The sequence below is a fragment of the Escherichia sp. E1V33 genome (genome assembly GCF_004211955.1).
Classification (GTDB): Bacteria; Pseudomonadota; Gammaproteobacteria; order Enterobacterales; family Enterobacteriaceae; genus Escherichia.
Genome location: NZ_RHJI01000004.1, coordinates 121181 through 144243 on the forward strand (window position 1 = coordinate 121181; position 23063 = coordinate 144243).

Annotated in this window: 25 protein-coding genes and 1 other RNA gene; 7 read left to right on the forward strand and 19 right to left on the reverse strand. The window is 51.4% G+C overall.

Annotation, left to right across the window (positions count from 1 at the left end):
• Positions 1 to 48 precede the first annotated feature (48 nt).
• From proW to D9742_RS04030, 7 genes are all read right to left on the reverse strand, one after another.
• Positions 49 to 1113 carry a glycine betaine/L-proline ABC transporter permease ProW gene (proW, locus tag D9742_RS03990; protein WP_130236058.1) on the reverse strand — a complete coding sequence of 355 codons (1065 nt, stop codon included), beginning with the start codon at positions 1111 to 1113 and terminating at the stop codon, positions 49 to 51.
• The gene (gene proV / locus D9742_RS03995; RefSeq protein WP_000985483.1) at positions 1106 to 2308 is read right to left on the reverse strand and encodes a glycine betaine/L-proline ABC transporter ATP-binding protein ProV; all 1203 of its coding nucleotides are present in this window, start codon (positions 2306 to 2308) and stop codon (positions 1106 to 1108) included. The genes proW and proV overlap by 8 nt, the downstream gene beginning before the upstream one ends.
• A 480-nt stretch (positions 2309 to 2788) precedes the next feature.
• Complete coding sequence (gene nrdF / locus D9742_RS04005) at positions 2789 to 3748, reverse strand: class 1b ribonucleoside-diphosphate reductase subunit beta (RefSeq protein WP_001521117.1); 960 nt, start codon at positions 3746 to 3748, stop codon at positions 2789 to 2791.
• Positions 3749 to 3757: 9 nt separating this feature from the next.
• Positions 3758 to 5902: a class 1b ribonucleoside-diphosphate reductase subunit alpha gene (nrdE, locus tag D9742_RS04010; RefSeq protein WP_130236059.1), complete on the reverse strand. Its 2145-nt coding sequence runs from the start codon at positions 5900 to 5902 to the stop codon at positions 3758 to 3760.
• Positions 5875 to 6285 (reverse strand): class Ib ribonucleoside-diphosphate reductase assembly flavoprotein NrdI, encoded by a 411-nt coding sequence (gene nrdI, locus D9742_RS04015; RefSeq protein ID WP_000080947.1) that lies wholly within the window; start codon positions 6283 to 6285, stop codon positions 5875 to 5877. Before nrdI ends, nrdE begins: the two co-directional genes overlap by 28 nt.
• Positions 6282 to 6527, reverse strand: a complete 246-nt coding sequence (gene nrdH / locus D9742_RS04020) for a glutaredoxin-like protein NrdH (RefSeq protein WP_000028864.1) — start codon at positions 6525 to 6527, stop codon at positions 6282 to 6284. The genes nrdI and nrdH overlap by 4 nt, the downstream gene beginning before the upstream one ends.
• 208 nt (positions 6528 to 6735) lie before the next feature.
• Positions 6736 to 7167 carry a carboxymuconolactone decarboxylase family protein gene (locus D9742_RS04030; protein ID WP_000209788.1) on the reverse strand — a complete coding sequence of 144 codons (432 nt, stop codon included), beginning with the start codon at positions 7165 to 7167 and terminating at the stop codon, positions 6736 to 6738.
• 87 nt (positions 7168 to 7254) lie between these two features.
• Between D9742_RS04030 and D9742_RS04035 the strand changes: the two genes are divergently transcribed.
• Positions 7255 to 8589 (forward strand): PLP-dependent aminotransferase family protein, encoded by a 1335-nt coding sequence (locus tag D9742_RS04035; protein WP_130236061.1) that lies wholly within the window; start codon positions 7255 to 7257, stop codon positions 8587 to 8589.
• A gap of 149 nt (positions 8590 to 8738) precedes the next feature.
• Here D9742_RS04035 and D9742_RS04040 read toward each other — a convergent pair whose 3' ends face one another.
• Entirely contained in the window at positions 8739 to 9068 is a 330-nt protein-coding gene (locus D9742_RS04040) for a DUF883 domain-containing protein (protein WP_001295174.1), read from the reverse strand.
• Between the two features lie 151 nt (positions 9069 to 9219).
• Between D9742_RS04040 and D9742_RS04045 the strand changes: the two genes are divergently transcribed.
• Positions 9220 to 9564, forward strand: a complete 345-nt coding sequence (locus tag D9742_RS04045) for a DUF2002 family protein (protein ID WP_130236062.1) — start codon at positions 9220 to 9222, stop codon at positions 9562 to 9564.
• A 37-nt stretch (positions 9565 to 9601) separates the two neighbouring features.
• Here D9742_RS04045 and alaE read toward each other — a convergent pair whose 3' ends face one another.
• Entirely contained in the window at positions 9602 to 10051 is a 450-nt protein-coding gene (alaE, locus tag D9742_RS04050; RefSeq protein WP_130236063.1) for an L-alanine exporter AlaE, read from the reverse strand.
• Between the two features lie 661 nt (positions 10052 to 10712).
• Between alaE and stpA the strand changes: the two genes are divergently transcribed.
• Positions 10713 to 11114: a DNA-binding protein StpA gene (gene stpA / locus D9742_RS04055; protein ID WP_064529914.1), complete on the forward strand. Its 402-nt coding sequence runs from the start codon at positions 10713 to 10715 to the stop codon at positions 11112 to 11114.
• Positions 11115 to 11160: 46 nt separating this feature from the next.
• On the opposite strand, the gene D9742_RS04060 is transcribed toward stpA, so the two are convergent.
• Complete coding sequence (locus tag D9742_RS04060) at positions 11161 to 11685, reverse strand: rhodanese family protein (RefSeq protein WP_130236064.1); 525 nt, start codon at positions 11683 to 11685, stop codon at positions 11161 to 11163.
• Positions 11686 to 11694: 9 nt separating this feature from the next.
• A complete protein-coding gene (locus tag D9742_RS04065) occupies positions 11695 to 11994 on the reverse strand; it encodes a metalloregulator ArsR/SmtB family transcription factor (RefSeq protein WP_130236065.1) in 300 nt (99 codons plus the stop codon).
• A gap of 182 nt (positions 11995 to 12176) precedes the next feature.
• Here D9742_RS04065 and D9742_RS04070 point away from each other — a divergent pair, with 182 nt between their 5' ends.
• On the forward strand, positions 12177 to 12335 hold the full coding sequence (locus tag D9742_RS04070) for a YqaE/Pmp3 family membrane protein (RefSeq protein WP_000508177.1): 159 nt from the start codon (positions 12177 to 12179) through the stop codon (positions 12333 to 12335).
• 82 nt (positions 12336 to 12417) lie between these two features.
• Positions 12418 to 12864: a potassium binding protein Kbp gene (gene kbp / locus D9742_RS04075; protein ID WP_130236066.1), complete on the forward strand. Its 447-nt coding sequence runs from the start codon at positions 12418 to 12420 to the stop codon at positions 12862 to 12864.
• Between the two features lie 6 nt (positions 12865 to 12870).
• Here kbp and csiR read toward each other — a convergent pair whose 3' ends face one another.
• The 8 genes from csiR to smpB all read right to left on the reverse strand — a co-directional run bounded on the left by csiR (position 12871) and on the right by smpB (position 22159).
• A complete protein-coding gene (gene csiR / locus D9742_RS04080; protein WP_130236067.1) occupies positions 12871 to 13530 on the reverse strand; it encodes a DNA-binding transcriptional regulator CsiR in 660 nt (219 codons plus the stop codon).
• A 20-nt stretch (positions 13531 to 13550) separates the two neighbouring features.
• Positions 13551 to 14951 carry a GABA permease gene (gene gabP / locus D9742_RS04085; RefSeq protein ID WP_001301367.1) on the reverse strand — a complete coding sequence of 467 codons (1401 nt, stop codon included), beginning with the start codon at positions 14949 to 14951 and terminating at the stop codon, positions 13551 to 13553.
• Positions 14952 to 15367: 416 nt separating this feature from the next.
• A complete protein-coding gene (gene gabT, locus D9742_RS04090) occupies positions 15368 to 16648 on the reverse strand; it encodes a 4-aminobutyrate--2-oxoglutarate transaminase (protein ID WP_130236068.1) in 1281 nt (426 codons plus the stop codon).
• A 13-nt stretch (positions 16649 to 16661) separates the two neighbouring features.
• Positions 16662 to 18110 carry an NADP-dependent succinate-semialdehyde dehydrogenase gene (gene gabD / locus D9742_RS04095; protein WP_130236069.1) on the reverse strand — a complete coding sequence of 483 codons (1449 nt, stop codon included), beginning with the start codon at positions 18108 to 18110 and terminating at the stop codon, positions 16662 to 16664.
• Between the two features lie 22 nt (positions 18111 to 18132).
• Positions 18133 to 19401: an L-2-hydroxyglutarate oxidase gene (lhgO, locus tag D9742_RS04100; protein WP_130236070.1), complete on the reverse strand. Its 1269-nt coding sequence runs from the start codon at positions 19399 to 19401 to the stop codon at positions 18133 to 18135.
• A gap of 19 nt (positions 19402 to 19420) precedes the next feature.
• Positions 19421 to 20398 carry a glutarate dioxygenase GlaH gene (gene glaH, locus D9742_RS04105; protein ID WP_130236071.1) on the reverse strand — a complete coding sequence of 326 codons (978 nt, stop codon included), beginning with the start codon at positions 20396 to 20398 and terminating at the stop codon, positions 19421 to 19423.
• A 701-nt stretch (positions 20399 to 21099) separates the two neighbouring features.
• Positions 21100 to 21462, reverse strand: a transfer-messenger RNA (tmRNA) gene (ssrA, locus tag D9742_RS04115).
• Between the two features lie 214 nt (positions 21463 to 21676).
• The gene (gene smpB, locus D9742_RS04120) at positions 21677 to 22159 is read right to left on the reverse strand and encodes an SsrA-binding protein SmpB (RefSeq protein ID WP_000162574.1); all 483 of its coding nucleotides are present in this window, start codon (positions 22157 to 22159) and stop codon (positions 21677 to 21679) included.
• A 170-nt stretch (positions 22160 to 22329) separates the two neighbouring features.
• Between smpB and ratA the strand changes: the two genes are divergently transcribed.
• Both ratA and D9742_RS04130 read left to right on the forward strand, forming a co-directional pair.
• Entirely contained in the window at positions 22330 to 22767 is a 438-nt protein-coding gene (ratA, locus tag D9742_RS04125; RefSeq protein ID WP_001339419.1) for a type II toxin-antitoxin system toxin RatA, read from the forward strand.
• Positions 22757 to 23047: an RnfH family protein gene (locus D9742_RS04130; protein WP_130236072.1), complete on the forward strand. Its 291-nt coding sequence runs from the start codon at positions 22757 to 22759 to the stop codon at positions 23045 to 23047. Before ratA ends, D9742_RS04130 begins: the two co-directional genes overlap by 11 nt.
• Positions 23048 to 23063 lie beyond the last annotated feature (16 nt).

A 23063-nucleotide genomic window follows, 5' to 3' on the forward strand; every position in this document is an offset into this window, starting at 1 on the left:
CTTTTTTTGGCAGGGTGATATGCCCGGCGTCACCGGGCAAGTGCAGAGTTACTTAATGAATGGGCGGGTCAGCAGACCGACAGGACCAGTGGTGTACCAGCGACGGTTGCCGCGACTGCGTGAGTCGCGCCCAACGGCCTGCGTCAGGCGGTCGAGGATAATGGCGAGGATCACAATCCCGACGCCGCCAACGGTGGCAAGCCCCATATCCAGACGACCGATACCGCGTAGTACCATCTGACCCAGCCCGCCGACGGCAATCATCGAGGCGATGACCACCATAGAAAGGGCCAGCATCAGCGTCTGGTTAACGCCCGCCATAATGGTCGGCATCGCCAGCGGTAACTGAACTTTGAACAGCATCTGGCGCGGGCTGGCACCGAATGAGCGCGAGGCCTCAATCAGATCCGCCGGAACCTGGTTAATCCCCAGAATGGTCAGACGGATAATCGGCGGCAGCGCAAAGATGATCGTCACCACCACGCCCGGCACGTTACCGATACCAAACAGCATGACGATTGGCACCAGATAAACAAACGCTGGCGTGGTCTGCATGGCATCAAGCAGTGGACGAATAATTTTCGCTGCTCGCGGACTTCTCGCCAGCCAGATCCCCAACGGCAAACCGATGACGATACAGAACAGCAGGGCGGTTAACACCAGCGCCAGGGTAATCATGGCCTGCGACCAGGCACCGATTGCGCCGATAGCAATTAGCGAAACCAGCGTCGCCACGCCCATTCCGACCCCGGAAATCTGCCAGGCGATTAGAGCGAAAACGATAATCGCCATCGGCGCGGGCATACCCAGCAGCAATTGCTGGAAACCGTTGAGGATATAATCAACCGGAACGCGCACGCCCTGGAAGACGGGACGGAAATGGGTAACGACCCAGTCGATCCCTTCAGTGACCCAACTGTCGAGCGGGATCAGCGTTTTATGGAACGGATCGAGAATATTAAAATGCTCGACGTTTGGCGCAGGCGTACTGGTCAGCCAGTCAGCACCACCGCCGTCAGTCGGTGCAGTCGTCGGTGTACCCCAGGCGTCTGCGGATTGCGCGGCACTGTCCGCCGCTGGCGTGGTATCCCACGGATTATTTTGATCAGCCATTATTTACCCCCTCACGATCTAAAGCGCGCAGCAGCATTCCTTTCGAAATGATGCCGACATACTGTTGGTCCTCGTCGACCACGGGCACCGCACAGGGTGCCTGTCCGACATGAGAGAGCAACTCGCTAAGAGGCGTTTGCGCATCGACCGCTAACGGCGCATCAATCAGCGCCGCATCAAGACCTTGTTGCTGCGTTAACGCAGTTTTAAGCGAATCGATGGAGACTGCGCCGACAAACTTATTACCGCGTTCGATGACGTAGCCATATTCGCGATCTTCATCCTGCAATAATTTCAGTGCCGAACGTGGGCCGAAGCCAGGGGTTTTACGAATTAAGCCATTCGGTGTCCGACGGGCAATATCTTTCGCACTGAATACCTGACTAATATCGACGCCACGGAAGAAGGTACGGACATAATCATTCGCCGGATTATTGAGAATTTCATCCGGTGTGCCGACTTGTACCACTTCACCATTTTGCATAATGGCAATTCGGTCGCCAATACGCATGGCTTCATCGAGATCGTGGGAAATAAAGACAATGGTGCGCTGATGTTTCGCCTGTAATTTTACCAGTTCATCCTGCATCTCGGTGCGAATTAATGGATCGAGCGCCGAGAAGGCTTCGTCCATTAATAATATATCCGGATTAATCGCTAACGCGCGGGCTAATCCCACACGTTGACGCATCCCGCCAGAGAGTTCATCCGGGTAGCTGTGGGCATAATTTTCCAGCCCGACCTGACGCAGTGCATCAATGGCTTTTTCCCGGCGTTCTTCGGCATTAATTCCGGCCAATTCCATACCGAACGCAGTATTGTCCAGCACGGTCATATGCGGCATTAAGGCAAAGGACTGGAAGACCATCGCAATCTTTTTTCTGCGCACCTCACGGAGTTCGGCGTCGGATATTTTGGCAATATCCACACCATCAATCAGTACTTGCCCGCGGGTGGGTTCAATCAGGCGATTGAGAAGGCGTACCATTGTGGATTTACCCGAACCGGATAATCCCATGATGACAAATATCTCGCCTTCTTCAATGGCCAGACTGGCGTCTTTTACGCCAAGCGATAGCCCAGTTTTTTCCAGAATTTGTTCTTTTGAAAGTCCTTGTTCGATATATTTGAACGCTCGCTGTGGATGCTCGCCAAATATTTTATAAAGATTTTTAATTTCTAATTTAATTGCCATGCAATAGAAAGATTCCTGTTATTTGTTTATGTCGATATATTACCCAATGGAAATAGTCACTTTTTTCTACCCTAACATACTGAGAATCTGAGGCAACCCCTGATGGCAAATGTGACATGAATATTAATGCGAGCAAATCGCCGGAATTTCCCGTGATATAAGGGCTGAGAGCAAATCGAGAAAAGTTGATATTTTTTGTCAAAGATAGCGAAAAAACGCCTGAATATTGTGGTTTCAGGAGAATAATGCAACAGAGTATCAGTGTAGATCACCACAAATTATTTGCGTGATATAAAGCTATACTCTAAATAATTCGAGTTGCAGGAAGGCGACAAGCGAGTGAATCCCCATGAGCTTACATAAGTAAGTGACTGGGGTGAGCGAACGCAGACGCAGCACATGCAACTTGAAGTATGACGAGTATATTTGGCGGGAATTATTTCCCTGCTGCGAGTAGTGATATTTTTGAAAATAACACCCTCAGAAATTCCAGTCTTCATCTTCTGTTTCAACCGCTTTCCCCATCACATAAGAGGAGCCTGAACCGGAAAAGAAATCGTGATTTTCATCGGCATTCGGCGAAAGCGCGGCGAGGATTGCCGGATTCACTTCTGCCATTTCTGCGGGAAATAACGGTTCGTAGCCCAGATTCATCAACGCCTTATTGGCGTTGTAACAGAGAAACGCTTTCACATCGTCAGCCCACGGGGTTTCGGCGTACAGCTCATCGGTGTATTGCAACTCGTTGTCGTAGAGTTCCAGCAATAAATCGAAGGCGAAACTCTTCAACTCTTCACGTTGTGCCTGGGAGATCTTTTCCATGTTTTTCTGATATTTATATCCGATGTAGTAACCGTGCACTGCTTCATCGCGGATAATCAGACGGATCAGGTCTGCGGTATTGGTTAGCTTTCCGCGGCTGGAAAAATACATCGGCAGCCAGAAACCGGAATAGAACAAAAAAGATTCAAGAAACACACTGGCGATTTTCTTTTTCAGCGGATCATCCCCGCGATAATGTTGCTGAATAATCTGAGCTTTTCGCTGCAACGGTGCGTTTTCTTCACTCCAGGCGTAGGCAGCATCGACATCTTTGGTCTGGCACAGCGTCGAGAAAATCGAACTGTAAGAGCGGGCATGAACCGCTTCCATAAAGCTGATATTCGATAATACCGCTTCTTCATGAGGCGTGAGTGCATCGGGCAACAGCGAAGGCGCGCCGATAACATTTTGCAGCGTGTCGAGCAGCGTCAGGCCAGTAAAAACGCGCATCGTCAGTTGTTGTTCTACGACACTTAGTGTCTGCCATGCAGGTATATCGTTCGACAGTGGCACCTTTTCTGGTAGCCAGAAATTGCTGGTCAGGCGATTCCACACCTCCAGATCTTTATCGTCAGATATCTTGTTCCAGTTGATGGCGCTGATACGTGAGAGTTTCATAGATATTCCTTAAAGTGCACAGGAGACGCAGCCTTCAATTTCAGTGCCTTCCAGCGCCATCTGACGCAGGCGAATGTAATAGAGCGTTTTGATACCCTTGCGCCAGGCGTAAATCTGCGCTTTGTTGATATCGCGAGTGGTGGCGGTATCGGGGAAAAACAGCGTCAGCGACAGCCCCTGATCGACATGGCGAGTCGCTTCCGCGTAGGTGTCGATGATCTTTTCTGCGCCGATTTCGTAAGCGTCCTGATACAGCGCCAGATTTTCGTTAGTCATAAATGGGGCAGGGTAGTAAACGCGTCCTGTTTTGCCCTCTTTGCGTATCTCTACTTTCGCCACAATCGGATGAATACTCGACGTGGCATGGTTGATATAAGAGATAGAACCGGTTGGCGGCACCGCCTGGAGATTCTGGTTGTATATGCCATAGCGTATCACGTCGTCGCGCAGCTGCGCCCACATCTCACGGGTAGGTAACGTAATACCGCTACGGGCAAACAGTCCGCCAACTTTCGCGGTTTTCGGCTGCCAGTTACCTTGCAGATATTGGTTAAAATAGTCACCGCTGGCATAGCGTGACTGTTTGAACCCGGCGAAGGTTTCACCGCGTTCGCGCGCCAGCAACATCGAGGTACGCAGTGCGTGCCAGGTGATGGTATAGAAATAGAGATTGGTGAAATCCAGTGCTTCCGGCGAACCATAAGCGATGCCTTCCCTCGCCAGATAACCATGTAAATTCATCTGCCCCAGTCCGATGGCGTGCGAGGCGGCATTTCCGGCTTCGATGGACGGCACGCTGCGGATATGACTCATATCTGACACCGCCGTTAAACCGCGTACGGCAGTCTCTACCGTGCGGGCAAAGTCGGGGGAATCCATGGTGTGGGCAATATTCAACGAACCTAAATTGCAGGAGATATCATGGCCTGTGCGGGCATAGTCGAGATTCTCGTTATACTCTGAGGCGCTGTTAACCTGCAAAATCTCTGAGCAGAGATTACTCATATTTATGCGCCCGGCGATAGGGTTAGCACGGTTTACCGTGTCTTCATACATGATGTAGGGATAGCCGGACTCAAACTGGATTTCTGCCAGTCGCTGGAAGAAATCACGGGCGTTGAGGTATTTTTTGCGGATGCGTTCATCGGCAACCAGTTCGTCATAGTGTTCGCTAATGGCGATATCGGCAAACGGCTTGCCATAAACTCGCTCAACGTCATAGGGCGAAAACAGCGCCATCTGCGCATTCTCTTTTGCCAGATGGAAAGTGATATCCGGGATCACCACGCCCAGCGACAGTGTTTTAATGCGGATTTTTTCGTCAGCATTTTCCCGCTTTGTATCGAGAAAACGCAGAATATCGGGATGATGAGCATGTAAATAGACTGCCCCAGCCCCCTGACGCGCGCCGAGCTGGTTGGCATAGGAAAATGCGTCTTCCAGCATTTTCATCACCGGAATCACGCCAGAAGATTGATTTTCAATACGTTTAATTGGCGCGCCCGCTTCCCGCAGATTCGACAGCAAAAATGCTACGCCGCCGCCGCGTTTCGACAGTTGCAGTGCGGAATTTACCGCCCGACCAATCGACTCCATATTGTCTTCAATACGCAGCAAAAAACAGGAAACCAGTTCGCCGCGCTGCTGCTTACCGCAGTTGAGGAATGTTGGCGTGGCTGGCTGAAAGCGTCCTGACAGCATTTCATCTGTCAGTTGCAACGCCAGCGTCTCATCGCCTTGTGCCAGCGTCAGCGCCACCATCGTGACTCGATCGGCAAAATCTTCCAGATAACGTTTACCGTCGAATGTCTTCAACGTATAGCTGGTGTAAAACTTCCATGCCCCGAGGAATGTCTGGAAACGAAAACCGCTGGTGTGTGCGTGGGCAAACAGCGTAATGACAAAGTCGCGAGAGTAGCGATTAAGAACGCTTTCATCATAGTAACCTTCGTTGACCAGCCAGTTCAGGCGCTGCTGCTGGCTACTGAAGGTCACACTGTTCGGACGCACATGCGTCGCAATAAAGGCGTCAACGGCCTGGCGGTCTTTATCGAACTGAATGCGACCTGCGCTATCGTAGAGGTTAAGCATCGCATTCAGCGCGTGGTAATCCATCGTTTCCTGCGTCAGGCATTCTGCGGTTGTCGTTGCCAAAATTCGGTTACTCCTTTACGAACGTTTTCGATATCGCTTTGCGTACCCATGAGTTCAAAGCGGTACAGCCACGGCACGCCGCATTTCCGGGCAATCACATCTCCAGCGCGGCCATACGCCTCACCAAAGTTGCGATTACCCGAAGCAATAACGCCGCGAAGCAACGCCCGGTTGTGCTCGTCGTTTAAAAAGCGAATTACCTGTCGTGGCACCGCGCCAGCCGTACCGCCGCCGCCGTAAGAGGGCACGATCAGGATGTAAGGCTCGTCTACCTGAATCCGTTCCCGCTCATTGAGCGGGATGCGCACCGCGGGCAGACCTAAACGTTCGATAAAACGCTGCGTGTTTTCGGAGCTGCTGGAGAAGTAGACGAGCTGGCTCATGCACTGGCCGCGTGTGGCGCTGGATGCAGACGGTTAATCATGTCCGGACGGAAACCAGACCAGCTAAGATCGCCAGCAATCACTACCGGCAACTGACGAAAGCCCTGAGCACGCAACGCTTCTGCCGCTTCAGGAACGCGATCGACATTAATCATTTCAAAGTCAAAGCCCCGGTTTTCCATCGCCCGTTTGGTGGCGTGGCACTGAACGCAATCGTTACGAGTGTAAATGGTAATGCTCATGATTCGTATTTCCGTTTAAAATGAAGATACGGCGCGATGATACGCGTCGGGTTGTCTCTCTGTTGATACAGAGATACTAGATGTAGTTGAAAAAATATTCAACCACACAAGATATGGGAATTTTAGATTGATTACGCCACCGGTGAATGGCTCAACGGGGTAGGGGATTTTGTGTTTTTTTGCCGGGCGCATACCCGGCAACAGCAAATTACATCCGCATGGAAACGGCCAGACGGTTAAAACAATTCATCAGCCCGATGGCAAACGTTAAGTCGCTGATTTCTGCTGCGCTGAAATGCTCAAGCAAAGGCTGATAAACCTCGTCTTCCGCATGGGTTCTGGCAATATCGGTCACTGATTCCGCCCATGCCAGCGCCGCCCGCTCGCGATCGTCAAAATGATGGCTTACGCGCCAGCCTGCCAGGGCGTCCAGTTTGTGCTGCGGCACACCGGATTTGCGTAATGCTTTGCTGTGCATCTCCAGACAAAATGCGCAGCCGTTGATTTGCGAGACGCGCAAATAAATTAACTCCATCAGCGTGGTATCCAGCGCGCTATTTTCCAGTGCCGTTTTGGCCTGCACCAGTGCGTTATACACTGCCGGGCTAAGTTCGTAGTAAGGCTGACGTAATGTAGTCATACAGTTTCTCCTCTTATTAACGCCCGCAATGTAGCACTATAATGGACTGCTAAAGAGAGCCATAAATTACCTAAAAAAGCAGACCATATGCCACGTTATCAGGATATCGCCCGTCAGTTAAAAACGGCTATTGAGCAAGGGGAACTGAAACCTGGCGCAAGGCTACCTTCGAGTCGTACCTGGTCGCAGGAACTGGGTGTCTCTCGATCCACTGTCGAAAATGCGTATGCTGAGCTGGTGGCGCAAGGATGGCTGGTCAGGCGGGGACAGGCTGGCACATTTGTCAGTGAGCAGATACATCCGCAACAATCTGCTGTGGATGTCGTGGCTTTTGCTGGTGAAAGTCAGCAGCCACTGCCTTTTCAGATGGGGTTACCTGCACTTGATCTTTTTCCGCGGGAACTGTGGGCGAGGGTGATGGGCCGCCGTCTGCGTACCCAGACGCGCTTTGATTTGGCATTAGGCGATGTCTGCGGTGAGGCGGCGTTGCGCGAGGCAATAGTTGATTACTTACGCGTTTCACGCGGGATTGAATGCCAGCCAGAGCAGGTCTTTATCACTCATGGTTATGCGGCCTCATTGGCTTTAATTCTGCACGCGCTGGCGAAACCGGGAAACGGGATGTGGATGGAAGATCCCGGCTTTCCACTGATTCGCCCGATTGTCACTCGCCACGGTGTGGAAATTTTACCTGTGCCGGTTGATGACAACGGACTGGATGTCACAAGCGGAATACAAAATTATCCTGATGCGCGTTTTGCTCTGATTACGCCGGCACACCAAAGCCCGCTGGGTGTGGCACTCTCTTTAGCGCGTAGGTATCAGATACTGGAATGGGCAGAGCGTAGTCAGGCATGGATTATTGAAGATGATTACGACAGTGAGTTTCGCTATCACGGTAAGCCGCTACCGGCGCTGAAAAGTCTCGACGCACCGCAGCGGGTAATTTATGCCGGAACATTCAGCAAATCGCTATTTCCTGCACTGCGCTGTGCGTGGCTGGTGGTGCCGGTGGAGCAGATTTCGCAATTCCGGCAGCAGGCGTCACTGGAACCATGTGCTGTACCCGTACTGTGGCAGAACACACTGGCAGATTTCATCCGTGAGGGGCATTTCTGGCGGCATCTGAAGAAAATGCGCCAGCATTATGCCCAGCGACGGCAGTGGATTGAGCAGGCACTTACGCAGCAGGGATTTCAGGTTGTGCCGCAAAAAGGCGGTATCCAGATGGTGATCAAACTAGCAGGTAATGACGTGACATTCGTGCATAAAGCCAATGCTGCTGGTCTTGCCGTACAGGCACTTAGCGACTGGCGTATCCGCTCAAGCGAGGACGGAGGATTATTGCTCTCGTTTACGAATATCGTTAGCGAAAGTATGGCGCGACAGGTAGCACAGCAATTGCGCAGTGCTTTAAATTAATAACCCCGAAGCCAGGCTTCGGGGTCCTATAAGACTGGTGACCAGGGCAAAATCCCCTGATGCGCTATGTTTTTCAGGCCTGTAGGCGGACAAGGCGTTGACGCACTGAGTACTTTTCAGAAGTCAGACTACTGCTTGTCATCGTCTCACTACGATTTACGCATGCTCAACAACGCGCCGATAAAAATACCTACCGCAGCAGCAGTTCCCACACTACACCAGGGTCTTTCACGAACAAAAGAATCCGCGCAGCCTACGGCATCGCGCGCGGCTTGCTGGACGCGAGTACGACCATGCATTCGCGCCCTGGTTTCTTTCAGCAATGCCTGAGCTTTACTGCGTGCGGCTTCGGCTTCCCCTTTGGCGTCGCTGCCCCAGGACTTCAATACAGATTCCAGGCTGTCAGCTAATTGATTGACATCATTCTGAATATCCTGCACGCCATCATCGACGTCGTTGCGGTTCGGTCTGTTAAACATATGATCTCCCATCAGGATTCAAGGTAATTTTCAGTGTAGACCATAATTTTCTTAACAGAGGATCATCGTGGCTTTATGGACTTTTCTGAAAGCGTTGTGAATGCTCAATCAGGTAAGGTAGGGCCGCGGTAGATAATAACGAGGATAAAATATGTATTTACGACCAGACGAGGTGGCGCGCGTACTTGAGAAAGTCGGTTTTACCGTCGATGTGGTAACCCAAAAAGCTTATGGTTATCGCCGTGGGGAAAATTATGTCTATGTTAATCGCGAAGCGCGAATGGGACGTACCGCACTGGTAATTCATCCCACATTAAAAGAACGTAGTTCGACACTGGCAGAACCGGCTTCCGATATTAAAACTTGCGATCATTACCAGCAGTTCCCGCTCTATTTAGCGGGGGAGCGCCACGAGCATTACGGCATACCACACGGTTTCAGCTCGCGTGTTGCACTTGAACGTTACTTACATGGATTGTTTGGCGAAGCCAATTAAAGACGCGACTGGCATTGCCAGTCGCGACAAAGAAGGGTCAGGCTTTTACCTGCTGGTAACTGCTGACTTTGAACAGGCGGCGGCAGTAATCAAGGAAGTAGCCATAGACCGCACCCATTAACATCGAAACGATGATGTTTGAACTGACCGCAGCCATAATCTGGTGCCAACCCGCGCCCACGACGAGTAAGATTGCCATATATACCGGTGACTGGAACGTCACATAAGCCAGAATATCCGCAAGATTTTTTACCCAGCCCGACGAGCCAACTTTGCGTGCCATTCGCATAAATAGATCGCGGTACATACCGTATGGCCATGCAATTAATATGTTCACCGGAATCGCTACCAGTCTGGAATAAAGGGACTGTTCGAAGCTCATTCCGGAGAGAAATACTTCGATAAACATGTTCACGACAGAACAGTAAACAACCATCGCGAACGTATCTGCTACTGCATGACGCAAGCGTGACTGCGGTGAGAACATGCCCATGCTCCTTAATAAACGCGAAATCGGATGAATGTGAATGCAGTGGTTTAAATTACCGTTTGCACTTTCGCATAGCGTATATCGCTGGCTATTACTTATCAATTAGTGAAAAATTTTTATTTCCTCGGTTTTTGTAGATAAAATATTCCGTAGTGGTGCATTTTTTGTACATTCTGGATTTTTTTATGTCTTAAAAGATAATGTTATTTTAAATCATTATGTTACGACGTGGTTCTGATGTCTTTTGGCAGAGTGATCAAGGTGTGTTTACGCAGCAAAGCGTAGAGAATTCGGCTTAGGAGCGCGCCTGGCCTCATTCAGCATCTTTTATAGTGTAAAGCCTGTAATGGCAGCACAAAGTTTCAAGTTGACATAGCTAATATGTATTCTTTTTATATGCATATTTATGCTGATTGTGTGTTCTATTATCAGCCAGGAGGTTGTATCGTACTCCGGAACACTCGCCAGTAGCTGTAATAAGTAAGTTAAATGGCTGCTATATAATTTGCATATAAGCATTAATGTGTCAGCAAATAACGCACGAAATAATATCCCCCGCGATTGTAAATATATTAAATTTTGTGGAAATATAATAAGTGATCGCTTACACTACGCGGCGAAATACTTTTTGTTTTGGCGTTAAAAGGTTTTCTTTATTATGTCTGTAATGTTACAAAGCTTAAATAACATCCGCACCCTTCGTGCAATGGCTCGCGAATTCTCCATTGACGTTCTTGAAGAAATGCTCGAAAAATTCAGGGTTGTCACTAAAGAAAGACGTGAAGAAGAAGAACAGCAGCAGCGTGAACTGGCAGAACGCCAGGAAAAAATTAGCACCTGGCTGGAGCTGATGAAAGCTGACGGTATTAACCCGGAAGAGTTATTAGCTAACGGCACAGCTGCACCGCGTGCAGGTAAAAAGCGTGAACCGCGTCCAGCAAAATATAAATTCACCGACTTCAATGGTGAAACCAAAACCTGGACCGGTCAGGGTCGTACGCCGAAGCCAATTGCTCAGGCGCTGGCAGAAGGTAAATCTCTCGACGATTTCCTGATCTAATCCCTGGCGCCGGATGCCGCTGTCATGGCGCATCCGGCGTTGCTTCTCAAGTTCGCTGATTCCACGGCATCTTATCTAATAGCCTTGCCATCCCGCAAAAACCGCTGATTCCTGCAAACATTAATCCTGCGCCGACAAATCCACTTAATAAGAAGAAGCTGCTATTAATGGCATAACCCAGTATGACGCCGATTAATATTAAGCCGCCAGCGGTGATCTGTACCTGACGCATTAATGGCAACGGTTGAGATTTATTTTCTGCTACCGGCAATCCCGCTTTTTTCCAGCCATCGATCCCATCTTCCAGTAAAAAGACCTCTGCGGGGGCGGCAATTGCTGCTAATTTATCGGCGTTATTGCTGGTGCGTTTACCTGCCTGGCAGTGGAATATAATTTGTTCGCTACGTAATTTATCCGGAAGACCAGACTGTTCTATCACGGATAATGGTGCCAGAGAGGCTGCTGGAATATGTTCACGAAGATATTCGTCGGCATCACGAATATCGATTAACTTTGCGCCGCGTGCGATTAATTCTTGCGCGTTATGCGGTGAAATTGTTGTCAAAGCCATCGTCACTCCTTACGGACAATAGATATTTTTCAGGGTGGCGATAATGGCATTTACCGCCTCATTTTTAATGGAATAAAGAATGCGTTGGGCGTCCCGTTGGCTGTCAATAAGCCCCTCGTCACGCATGCGAGCCAGATGCTGTGACGTGGCGGAGGCACTAAGTCCGGTTATGCGAGCCAGTTCTCCCGCGCTGGTGCCGGGTGAACCGCAAAGCATGCACAGAATCAACAACCGTTTGGGGTGACTCATTGCTTTCAGTAATGTTGCAGCCTGTTCTGCACTGGCTTGTAGTTGGGCGAGTTCAGTCATAATCATTTTAGTATTTTCTAAATTAAGTAAATTCTAAACTAAAAATGCAACGTATACCAGCGTCAGCAGCGTAAATGAGGGTAAACGCGTAGGCTGAAACTGGCTGGTTCCGCTAAAATTATTACGCTTAAGAGATAAAATCTCTTTTTAAACAATGGTTAATTTTCTTATAGGGAGTACATATGGGTTTCTGGAGAATCGTCATCACCATCATTTTGCCGCCGCTCGGCGTGCTGCTGGGCAAAGGATTTGGCTGGGCATTCATCATTAACATATTGCTGACGCTGCTCGGTTATATCCCGGGTTTGATTCACGCTTTCTGGGTGCAAACTCGCGATTAATCCCGTGCTCACCCCGCGGCGTTAACGCGCCGCGTTCCTCTGCTACACTTTCTGAGTGTTTCCGTTAACGAATGAGGTAGCTATGGGACTGTTCAATTTTGTGAAAGATGCCGGAGAAAAACTCTGGGATGCGGTCACCGGTCAGCACGATAAAGACGATCAGGCGAAGAAGGTGCAGGAACATTTGAACAAAACCGGCATTCCAGATGCCGATAAAGTAAATATCCAAATTACCGATGGCAAAGCGACGGTGACTGGTGATGGTTTGAGCCAGGAAGCGAAGGAAAAAATCCTTGTTGCGGTGGGAAATATTTCCGGTATTGCCAGCGTGGACGATCAGGTGAAAACGGCGACGCCAGCCACTGCCAGCCAGTTTTATACCGTTAAGTCTGGCGACACTCTTAGCGCCATTTCCAAACAGGTCTACGGCAACGCCAATCTGTACAATAAAATCTTCGAAGCGAATAAACCGATGCTGAAAAGCCCGGATAAAATTTATCCGGGACAAGTGTTGCGTATTCCAGAGTAATAGCGGTTAGTCCGCCATCGCTTGCTGGATAATTGGAATCGGCGTCAGCAAATGCTGGCGCATTAACTCACTGGCGCGCGCGGTATCTCGCGCCAGGACGGCTTCAGTCAGGGTCTGGTGCTGATCGAGTTTGTCTTCCAGCATTTCCACAGAAAGTACCGTTCGTCGTAGCCAGATGAACCGATAGCGCGCCGCCAGATCAAACAACCGTTCACGCATTTGCAGCAAATAGTGAGAACCACAGCCCGATACAATTGCAGTATGAAACGCCTGATGACGCAGATCCCACTCATCAAGCATTTTCTCGCTGGCGTCACAGGCCTCAAGCTTACTGAGCAGATGCGCTTTTGCGAGAACGTCAGCCTCCCACTCATCGCCACCGCGGGCAATCGCCAGACTCACCAGCATCGCTTCCATATTGGCGCGGGCGTCGAAAATATCGAGCAGCTCCTGCTCTGACATAGACGCTACCCGATACCCTTTTTGATTCACCACCGTGACCAGTCGTTCCGCCACCAGTTGCGAAAGGGCTTCTCGCAACGGCCCAACGCCAAGAGCATAACGCGATGTCAGCAAACTCATCCGTAATTTTTCATCCGGCTGAAAATTGCCGCGAATAATATCGTTCTTCAACCAGCGATAGCCATCAAGAGAGGTAATGGTCATGGTGTGACTCCTGAACAATATCAACGCGTATTATGGACGGGTGTTTTTTGCCACAATACCAGTTTTTTCCAGCGAGCCATAATTGGCACGGTACAGATAATCCCTATTGCTAATAAGCCGGTGGAGATCACTTCTAACTGTTGCGCCGGGCGGAATAGCATGACCACCAACACAAAGGTAATAAAGCCGATTACCAGCCAGGTGAGCCATGGGTAAAGCCACATGCGCAAGCGAATTTCGCTTCCTTCTGCTCGCAGAATTTTACGCATCCGCAACTGTGAAACGGCGATGACTAAATAAACCAGCAGGGCGATAGCACCGGAGCTGTCTATCAGGAATTTAAACACTTTCGCAGGTGCGTAATAGTTCACCACCACCGTTAAAAATGCCGCGCCGGTGGAGAGTAACACCGCCACATACGGGGTTTTACTGCGGTTGATTTTGCCCATTACCGCAGGCGCATCACCGCGACGGCTTAAGGAGTAGAGCATCCGCGAGGCGGTATACAGCGCCGAGTTCAGGCAACTGGTTACGGAAAGTAATATCACGCAGTCCATGATTAATTTCGCATGGGGAATATTGAGCAATTCCAGAACCGAGCGATAAGAACCAACGGCTTTCAGCCCCGGCATATTCCACGGTATTAATGCCACGACGACAAAAATAGAGCATAAATAGAAGATAGAAATACGCCAGATAACCGAGTTGGTGGCGCGGACAATATGTTTTTCCGGCGTGTCGGATTCCGCGGCGGCAATGGTGACAATTTCTGCGCCCATAAACGAGAACATGGTGATCAACATCGCGCTTAATACCGCGCCGAAGCCGTTGGGCATAAAGCCGCCGCTATCCCACAATCTTGAAATACCGCTCACGTCGGCATACGGGTAAAAACCGCTAATTGCGACTGCACCAAGGAAAATAAAGGCCAGGATAGCGATGACTTTGCACAGCGCCAGCCAGAACTCAAATTCGCCGTAGTTTTTAACGCTTAATAAATTACTGCCAGTTAAGGCGAGGGTAATGACGAGGGAAAATAACCAGATGGGAATGCCTGGAACCCACGAGTGCAGGATCATGGCGGCGATGTTGGCTTCCAGTGGGATAACCAGTACCCAAAACCACCAGTACAGCCAGCCGATGGTATAGCCCGCCCAGCGGCCAATGGCTTTATCGGCATAGGTGGAAAACGAACCGGTATCGGGCGTGGCAACCGCCATTTCCGCCAGCATCCGCATAATCATAACCACCAGTAATCCGGCGAACAGATAGGCCAGTAATACCGCCGGGCCCGCTTCGGCGATAGCGACGCTTGAACCGACAAACAGACTTGCGCCGATAACACCGGCAATAGACAACATGGTGACGTGGCGTGATTTCAGCCCGCCGCCTAACTCATGTGGTTGCGATGATTGCCCCATCCTGAATCCTCTCGAAAGTGTGTCACTTGGGAGAGCGCCCCGACATTTCCCGCGTCGGGTCACGCGTTTAATTGTTATTGATTCTTTTTGCCGGAGAGCGGCTCCGCCTTACCCGGCCAACATAGCTTTATTCCTGTTCACGTACAGATTGTCGGATGCGGCGTAGACGCCTTATCCGACCTGGATCCCCGTAGGCCGGACAAGACGCGCAGCGTCGCCTCCGGCATGGGTGTGCCGATTGTCGGATGCGGCGTAAACGCCTTATCCGACCTACACTTCGTAGGCCGGACAAGACGCGTAGCGTCGCCTCCGGCATGGGTGCGCCGAATGTCGGATGCGGCGTTAACGCCTTATCCGACCTACACTCTCGTAGGCCGGACAAGACGCGTAGAGTCGCCTCCGGCATGGGAGCGGCGCTACTGCTTCGCCTCAGCAAAACACTGGCCGATGACCTCCAGACCCTGACGAATCTGAGCATCTTCAATGGTGAGCGGCACAAGGATGCGCAGCACGTTGTAATACGGGCCGCAGGAGAGAAGAATCAGGCCCTTATCGCGGGCGCGAGCCACGATCTCGGCGGTGAGTTTGGCGTCTGGTTTGCTGTGATCACCATCTTCAAACAGCTCGATAGCGATCATTGCCCCCAGACCGCGTACGTCGCCGATCTCCGTATTTTTTTCGGCGATCGCCAACAATCCGTCTTTCAGCTTCTGCCCCAGGTCGTTGGCTTTTTGCAGCAGATTTTCCTGCTCGAACACCTTCAACACTTCCAGCGCTGCCACGCAAGCAATCGGGTTACCGGCATAGGTGCCGCCCAGCCCGCCCGGTGCGACGGCGTCCATCACTTCGGCGCGCCCGGTGACGCCCGCCAGCGGGAAGCCGCCTGCGATCGATTTCGCAAAGGTGGTGAGATCCGGCGCAACGCCCATTTGCTCCATCGCAAACAGCGTGCCGGTACGCCCCGCGCCGCTCTGCACTTCGTCGGCAATCAACATGATCCCGTGCTCGTCACACAGCGCGCGTAAACGCTGCATAAAGGCTGGCGTCGCGGCGTAGAAACCGCCTTCGCCCTGAACCGGCTCAATCACGATGGCGGCGATATCTTCCGGCGCGGCGTCATTTTTGAAGATCCGGTGGATGCTGGCGATAGCGTCATCTTCACTGATGCCGTGCAGCGGGCAAGGATAAAGCGCGCGATAAACGTGCCCTGGCATCAGGCCCATGCCCGCAGAGTACGGATTCACCTTGCCGGTCAGCGCCAGCGTGTAATGCGTGCGCCCGTGATACGCGCCGCTAAAGGCGATGGTGCCGCTACGTTTGGTGGCGGCGCGGGCGATTTTCACCGCGTTCTCCACCGCTTCGGAACCCGTGGTGACCAGCAGCGTTTTCTTGGCAAAATCGCCCGGCACCTTCTGATTCATAATCTCGCACAGCTCCAGATACGGCTCGTAAGCCAGCACCTGGAAGCAGGTGTGCGACAATTTTTTCAACTGCGCTTCCACCGCCGCAACCACTTTCGGATGCAGGTGCCCGGTATTGAGCACCGCAATCCCGCCCGCGAAATCAAGATACTCACGGCCTTCAACGTCCCACACCCGGCAGTTTTCCGCGCGGTCAGCGAAAATCGGGTGAATTTGCCCGACGCCACGAGGAACTGCCTGACTGCGGCGCTGCATTAACTCTTTATTGCTGCTCATTCGCGTTCTCCAGTTAAAGACCGATGCACATATATTTGATTTCTAAGTAATCTTCGATGCCATACTTCGAACCTTCACGACCCAGACCCGAGGCTTTGATGCCGCCGAACGGGGCCACTTCATTGGAAATAATCCCGGTATTGATGCCGACGATGCCGTACTCCAGCGCCTCGCCCACGCGGAAGACGCGGCTTAAATCACGGGCATAGAAATAGGCGGCAAGGCCAAACTCGGTGTCATTGGCTTGCGCAATCACATCGGCTTCATCTTTAAAACGGAACAGCGGGGCGAGGGGGCCGAAGGTCTCTTCTTTCGACACTTTGGCGTTAGCCGGAACGTTCACCAGAATGGTCGGCTGGAAGAAGTTACCGCCACGTTCATGTGCTTTACCGCCGCAAACCACGCGCGCGCCTTTCTCCAGCGCATCGGCAATATGCTCTTCCACTTTTGCTACCGCTTTTTCATCGATCAGCGGCCCGATGGTGACGCCTTTATCCAGCCCGTCGCCGATGTGCAGTTTGCTTACCGCCTGCTGCAATTTTTCGGCAAAGCGGTCATACACGCCGTCCTGCACGTATAAACGGTTGGCGCAGACGCAGGTTTGCCCGGCGTTGCGGAATTTCGAGGCCAGCGCGCCTTCCACGGCTTTATCGAGATCGGCATCGTCAAAGACGATAAACGGCGCGTTGCCGCCCAGCTCCAGCGACACTTTTTTGATGTCTTTCGCGCACTGTTCCATTAACTGGCGGCCAATTTCGGTCGAACCGGTAAACGACAGTTTGCGCACCAGCGGATTGCTGGTCAGTTCGTTACCCACCGCGCCCGCCGAACCGGTGACCACGTTAAACACGCCAGCCGGAATGCCCGCGCGGATCGCCAGCTCCGCCAGTGCCAACGCAGAGAACGGCGTCTGACTGGCGGGCTTCAGCACCATCGTGCAGCCTGCCGCCAGCGCCGGGCCGGCTTTACGGGTAATCATCGCCGCCGGGAAGTTCCACGGCGTGATAGCCGCGGTAACGCCAATCGGCTGCTTGATAACAATCAGGCGTTTATCGGCCTGATGACCAGGAATGGTGTCGCCATAAATACGTTTGCCTTCTTCGGCAAACCACTCAATAAAAGAGGCGGCGTAGCTGATTTCACCTTTCGCTTCAGCCAGTGGTTTGCCCTGTTCGAGGGTCATCAGGCGCGCTAAATCGTCCTGATGCTCCATCATCAAATTGAACCAGTTGCGCAGAATGGTGGCACGTTCTTTGGCGGTGAGCGCACGCCAGGCGGGCAGGGCGCGGTTGGCGGCGTCGATAGCGGCACGGGTTTCATCAGCGCCCATTTTCGGCACGCTACCCAGCTTGTCGCCGTTCGCCGGATTGGTGACGTCGATGACTTCACCATTGTTGGCGTCCAGCCATTCCCCGTTAATCAACGCCTGCTGGCGGAATAATTTACTGTCGTTAAGTTTCATTGTTACGTCCTGTTTTCAAAGGTTATTGATTAAATGCGGCGTGTAAGGCATCCACACTACGTGCCGCTCGCAGCGTGCGTCCGGGGTTACTCTGGCTTGCCAACAGCGTTTGTACCTTGCTGACAATATGCGCACCAATAGGAATTGCTGATGTCGCTGCCGGGGAGGGCGCGTTGCAGGTGTGGATCGTGCGCGGGGTGGTGACAAACAGAAAATCGTCAATTAGCTTGCCGTCTGGCGATACCGCTTGCGCCCGCACACCGGCGGGCCAGGGCTGGAGATCGCTTAACGAAAGCCGGGGACAATACTTTTGCACCAGCCGCAGATAGCCGCTTTTGCACAGCGAGTTTTTCATCTCGCCCAGTCCTGAGCGTAGATGGTTTTGCAGCACCCGGCGAATCCCCGACGAGCCTAAAATTTCCAGCGTGTCGCTAAATGAGAAGTCGCGCTTGCGATAGCCTTCGCGTTTAAAAGCCAGCACTGCGTTTGGCCCGACGGTGACGCTGCCGTCGATCATGCGGGTGAGATGAACGCCCAAAAACGGCATTGCCGGATCGGAAATGGGGTAAATCAGATGGTTAACAATCTGGTTATGCTCCGGCGCAAGGCGGAAATACTCGCCACGGAACGGGCAGATAATAAAGCCCGGTTCGAGGCCGAGCATTTTCACCAGCCGGTCAGCCATCAGCCCTGAACAGCTAATCAGCGTCGATGCTTCATATTCACCGCCCTGACGGGTACGTATCACCACGCCGTTTTTATGCTCACTGAGGGCGCTGACTTCGGCGTTATAAATAATCTCACCGCCTCTGGCCTGGAAAATTTTTGCCATCGCCGCCGTGACTTCGCGGTAGCTGACAATGCCGCTGGACGGCACAAAAATACCGCCAAGCCCGGTGATATTCGGTTCGCGCTCGCGCAGTTCATCGGCGTTTAACCACTCGCGCTCGATACCGTTCGCCGCCGTGCGTTCCCACAACGCGCGCATCCGTTCCATTTCGAGTTCAGAGGTGGCGACCAGCATCTTGCCGCAGTTGTCGTAGCGAATGCCGTTTTGATCGCAAAAGGCTTTGGTGGCGCGGTTTCCCGCCAGGCAAAACTGTGCCTTCAGGCTACCGGGCGTGTAATAAACCCCGGCATGTATCACGCCGCTGTTGTGGCCCGTCTGATGAAAGGCCGGGCCGGACTCTTTTTCCAGCAACGCAATGCGGGCATCCGGATAAACATCAATCAGTTGCATGGCGGTCGACATGCCGATGATGCCGCCGCCAATAATCACAAAATCATACATCCGCTCAATTCCTTTGCGCTTACTGATGCGTCTGGTAGTGGTGAGTGGCGTAAGCGAAATAGCCGCGCTGACGCATCAGTTCACGACGCAGATCCGGGTGCGGAGTAAAGCGGTCGCGACCGTGCAGCCAGAATAGATTGTTAATCAACAGGAATTTGCCAACGGGAACGGGCACAGAAAGAATGCCTTTGCTGGTTTCAATGGCATCGGAAAGCTCGCTCAACCACACGCCTTCTTCGAAGTCTTTCGGCTGGACAAACTGGTCGATATAGCGCATCACCGGGCGGCCCTGCTGATCAACGTCGAACACCGGATGGAAGACATCTTTGCTGACGTTTTTACTCGGCGGCGCGGCAAAGCGCATCGGACGGCGCGCCAGCGGATGGCGGAAAAAGTGGTCCAGATGTTCCCAGTCATCGAGATGCAGCAGCAGCGAGTTGCCGCCCTGCATGTTCTGCTCGTCGATTTTCATCATCAACACATAGTCGGTGATCTCTTCCACGTAGGTGCCGTCGTTGTGCAGCTCCATTACGCGGTGCGGCTGGCGCAGATAGCTGTCTGAGTTATCGACATTTTTCACCACGAAACGCGCGTAGTACTGGCCGCTCATGGCGTCGAAATTGGAGCGACCAATCAGATGCGCTACCGCCGTTGCCAGCTTCACCATCTCATCCGCTTGCTTCACATCATCGACACCCACCGCATTGATTAATAGCGCACCTTCATCGCGGTTTAGCAGCGTCTTCAACAGCAGCGGTTGCAGCTGATTCGCACACAGATCGTCAAGAATTTTGCCTACCCGAAAACGCAGAAACGATTTGTACTCCAGCGCCTGCACGGGCCATTCGGCAACCTGCGCGAGGAACTGTTTGGTCGTCTGTTCGGTGAAGGTGAGTTCCAGCAGACGCGGGGATTGCGCCGACGGGGTGAGGGTGAATCCGCTATAGTCCTGGCCTGAATCGACAGCGTTATTTTGTACGGCGGTCAGTGCATTCATCAGAAGCGATCCTCTTATGAGATGTAGGGTGACATGGCGATGCTTATTTCGTAGCCATAATCTAAAAATATCTACATTTCTGAAAAATGCGCATAAAAGTTACGTATTGTTTTCTTATTGTGATCAAAAACAACAAATTAATAACAAATAATATGAGGAATAAGAATTGGGTTGAAAGGAAATGAATAATTAAAACAATATATTAAGTGTACTTATACTCATTTTCGAACTGGTGGCATTCGTTTGCTCATTTGTTGAAATGCTATTTAAACTGCTTTTTCAGAGTTCGGAGTTACTTCAACTTACTGAGTTCCGTGTCTACTAATGTGAGTAAGATCAATCCCATCCAACCGATGTTACTTGATGGCATCAACAATAATCTTAATGAAGAAACAGGTTCCGGGAAGGCTGGCTATGGGGCAAATTTTTCTATTTCTGGCAACGGGTAAATGACAGCGACCATTTTCGAGAAGATGATACTGAGCTGAGGGATGCTGTATATGTCTGGACTGTAATTGGATGGATTCTATTCAGGACGGGTCAGGACCAATAAAAAAGCCCGCATCAGCGGGCTTTAATGTCACAGGGAGTCGCGACTCCATTGTGTTCCTTTATGTCTCCTCACCGTCTGGGCGGTGTCCTGCTGAGACTGCTAACTTTCTGTTTTTGTTGGTGTTGTCCTTACACCGTCCAATCATGATTGGTGGAGCTGGCGGGAGTTGAACCCGCGTCCGAAATTCCTACGTCCTCGGTACTACATGCTTAGTCAGTCTTTACATTCGCTTGCCAGCTGCGGACGGACACGCCACTAACAAACTAGCCTGATTAAGTTTTAACGCTTCAACCCCAGGCAGGGCTTCCACGCGATCTCTTTTGGGTTTGACCTCTCTTGATCCCCGTCCTAAGAGCGGAGGCTAGGGAGAGAGGGCTCTAAGCAGGTTATTAAGCTGCTAAAGCGTAGTTTTCGTCGTTTGCGACTATTTTTTGCGGCTTTTTACGAGGCCAACCGCCCCTCGGCATGCACCTTGGGTTTCGCAAATCCCGTCGAATCCAGAATCAGCCCCAATGTGTAACGTTAAGTATACCAGATTTTTGAGCGCCATGACTAGCCCCAAGGGCGTTACCATCCAGGAATTAGCGTCTGTATAGTATGATTTTTCTTCGATTAAGTAATGGGATGGCTACATCCGTGTCAGATTTGATAGTCGACAAGATGTTCATTCGCGCCACCGGATAGGGAGGCGCGGTGAGAATCTGATTAGTATCGCTTATGTAGGTTTAACGGTGCGCGTTTTTCATGATACGCGCTTTATCAACCTGCCATTCGCGTTCTTTGATATCAGAACGTTTATCGTGTTGTTTCTTACCTTTCGCGACGCCGATTTTTACTTTGCACCATGCATTTTTCCAGTACAGGGAGAGCGCCACTACGGTATAACCTTCACGGTTCACTCGGCCATAGAGAGAGTCAAGTTCGCGCTGGTTGAGAAGCAGTTTGCGGGTGCGGGTAGGGTCGCACACCACGTGCGTGGAAGCCACCGCCATCGGCGTGATGTTTGCGCCAAACAGGAACGCTTCCCCGTCGCGCAGAAGGACATAGCTATCGCTAATATTGGCTTTTCCTGCGCGCAGGGATTTAACTTCCCAGCCTTGCAGGGCAAGTCCCGCTTCGAACTCTTCTTCAATAAAGTATTCGTGACGGGCGCGCTTGTTAAGCGCGATGGTCGCTGAACCAGGTTTATGTGCTTTTTTCTTCGTCATAAGCGTCGTGAATCATCGGTAATCTGAAATCGAAAATACCCCATATCAATCCTGCGGGGGACAAGGCTCTATCTTAGCATGAACCGGATGTTACCCAGCGCCGGGATAGCGTTTTTTTTACAGCAGGATAAATGATATTATTTGTTGGATTTTTGTTGATGGAAATTGTTATGCCTCAGATTAGCCGGACCGCACTGGTACCCTACAGCGCGGAGCAAATGTATCAGTTAGTGAATGACGTTCAGTCTTATCCTCAGTTTTTACCAGGGTGCACTGGAAGCCGGATTCTGGAGTCCACTCCTGGGCAGATGACCGCTGCGGTAGATGTGTCTAAGGCTGGGATCAGCAAAACGTTTACAACCCGCAACCAGTTGACCAGTAACCAAAGTATTCTCATGAGCCTGGTTGATGGACCGTTTAAGAAATTGATCGGCGGCTGGAAGTTTACGCCGTTGAGCCAGGACGCGTGCCGTATTGAATTTCATCTCGACTTTGAGTTTACCAATAAGTTGATTGAACTCGCCTTTGGTCGTGTGTTTAAAGAGCTGGCAGCTAATATGGTGCAGGCTTTTACTGTTCGTGCAAAAGAGGTCTACAGTGCCAGGTAAAATTGCCGTTGAGGTGGCTTACGCATTACCCGAGAAGCAATACCTGCAACGGGTAAGTTTGCAGGAGGGCGCGACGGTTGAAGAGGCGATTCGTGCTAGTGGTTTGCTTGAACTGCGTACCGACATCGATCTTACAAAAAATAAAGTGGGTATATACAGCCGCCCTGCAAAATTGGGTGACGTTGTGCACGATGGCGATCGGGTGGAGATTTATCGCCCGCTGATTGCCGATCCGAAGGAGCTTCGCAGGCAACGGGCAGAGAAATCGGCAAATAAATAACAACCAGAAAAAAGGT

Bases quoted from the DNA above. Each gene is read 5' to 3' on its own strand.
- proW (WP_130236058.1), bottom strand. From the start codon at position 1,113: ATGGCTGATCAAAATAATCCGTGGGATACCACGCCAGCGGCGGACAGT.
- proV (WP_000985483.1), bottom strand. From the start codon at position 2,308: ATGGCAATTAAATTAGAAATTAAAAATCTTTATAAAATATTTGGCGAG.
- nrdF (WP_001521117.1), bottom strand. From the start codon at position 3,748: ATGAAACTCTCACGTATCAGCGCCATCAACTGGAACAAGATATCTGAC.
- nrdI (WP_000080947.1), bottom strand. From the start codon at position 6,285: ATGAGCCAGCTCGTCTACTTCTCCAGCAGCTCCGAAAACACGCAGCGT.
- nrdH (WP_000028864.1), bottom strand. From the start codon at position 6,527: ATGAGCATTACCATTTACACTCGTAACGATTGCGTTCAGTGCCACGCC.
- D9742_RS04030 (WP_000209788.1), bottom strand. From the start codon at position 7,167: ATGACTACATTACGTCAGCCTTACTACGAACTTAGCCCGGCAGTGTAT.
- D9742_RS04035 (WP_130236061.1), top strand. From the start codon at position 7,255: ATGCCACGTTATCAGGATATCGCCCGTCAGTTAAAAACGGCTATTGAG.
- D9742_RS04040 (WP_001295174.1), bottom strand. From the start codon at position 9,068: ATGTTTAACAGACCGAACCGCAACGACGTCGATGATGGCGTGCAGGAT.
- D9742_RS04045 (WP_130236062.1), top strand. From the start codon at position 9,220: ATGTATTTACGACCAGACGAGGTGGCGCGCGTACTTGAGAAAGTCGGT.
- alaE (WP_130236063.1), bottom strand. From the start codon at position 10,051: ATGTTCTCACCGCAGTCACGCTTGCGTCATGCAGTAGCAGATACGTTC.
- stpA (WP_064529914.1), top strand. From the start codon at position 10,713: ATGTCTGTAATGTTACAAAGCTTAAATAACATCCGCACCCTTCGTGCA.
- D9742_RS04060 (WP_130236064.1), bottom strand. From the start codon at position 11,685: ATGGCTTTGACAACAATTTCACCGCATAACGCGCAAGAATTAATCGCA.
- D9742_RS04065 (WP_130236065.1), bottom strand. From the start codon at position 11,994: ATGACTGAACTCGCCCAACTACAAGCCAGTGCAGAACAGGCTGCAACA.
- D9742_RS04070 (WP_000508177.1), top strand. From the start codon at position 12,177: ATGGGTTTCTGGAGAATCGTCATCACCATCATTTTGCCGCCGCTCGGC.
- kbp (WP_130236066.1), top strand. From the start codon at position 12,418: ATGGGACTGTTCAATTTTGTGAAAGATGCCGGAGAAAAACTCTGGGAT.
- csiR (WP_130236067.1), bottom strand. From the start codon at position 13,530: ATGACCATTACCTCTCTTGATGGCTATCGCTGGTTGAAGAACGATATT.
- gabP (WP_001301367.1), bottom strand. From the start codon at position 14,951: ATGGGGCAATCATCGCAACCACATGAGTTAGGCGGCGGGCTGAAATCA.
- gabT (WP_130236068.1), bottom strand. From the start codon at position 16,648: ATGAGCAGCAATAAAGAGTTAATGCAGCGCCGCAGTCAGGCAGTTCCT.
- gabD (WP_130236069.1), bottom strand. From the start codon at position 18,110: ATGAAACTTAACGACAGTAAATTATTCCGCCAGCAGGCGTTGATTAAC.
- lhgO (WP_130236070.1), bottom strand. From the start codon at position 19,401: ATGTATGATTTTGTGATTATTGGCGGCGGCATCATCGGCATGTCGACC.
- glaH (WP_130236071.1), bottom strand. From the start codon at position 20,398: ATGAATGCACTGACCGCCGTACAAAATAACGCTGTCGATTCAGGCCAG.
- smpB (WP_000162574.1), bottom strand. From the start codon at position 22,159: ATGACGAAGAAAAAAGCACATAAACCTGGTTCAGCGACCATCGCGCTT.
- ratA (WP_001339419.1), top strand. From the start codon at position 22,330: ATGCCTCAGATTAGCCGGACCGCACTGGTACCCTACAGCGCGGAGCAA.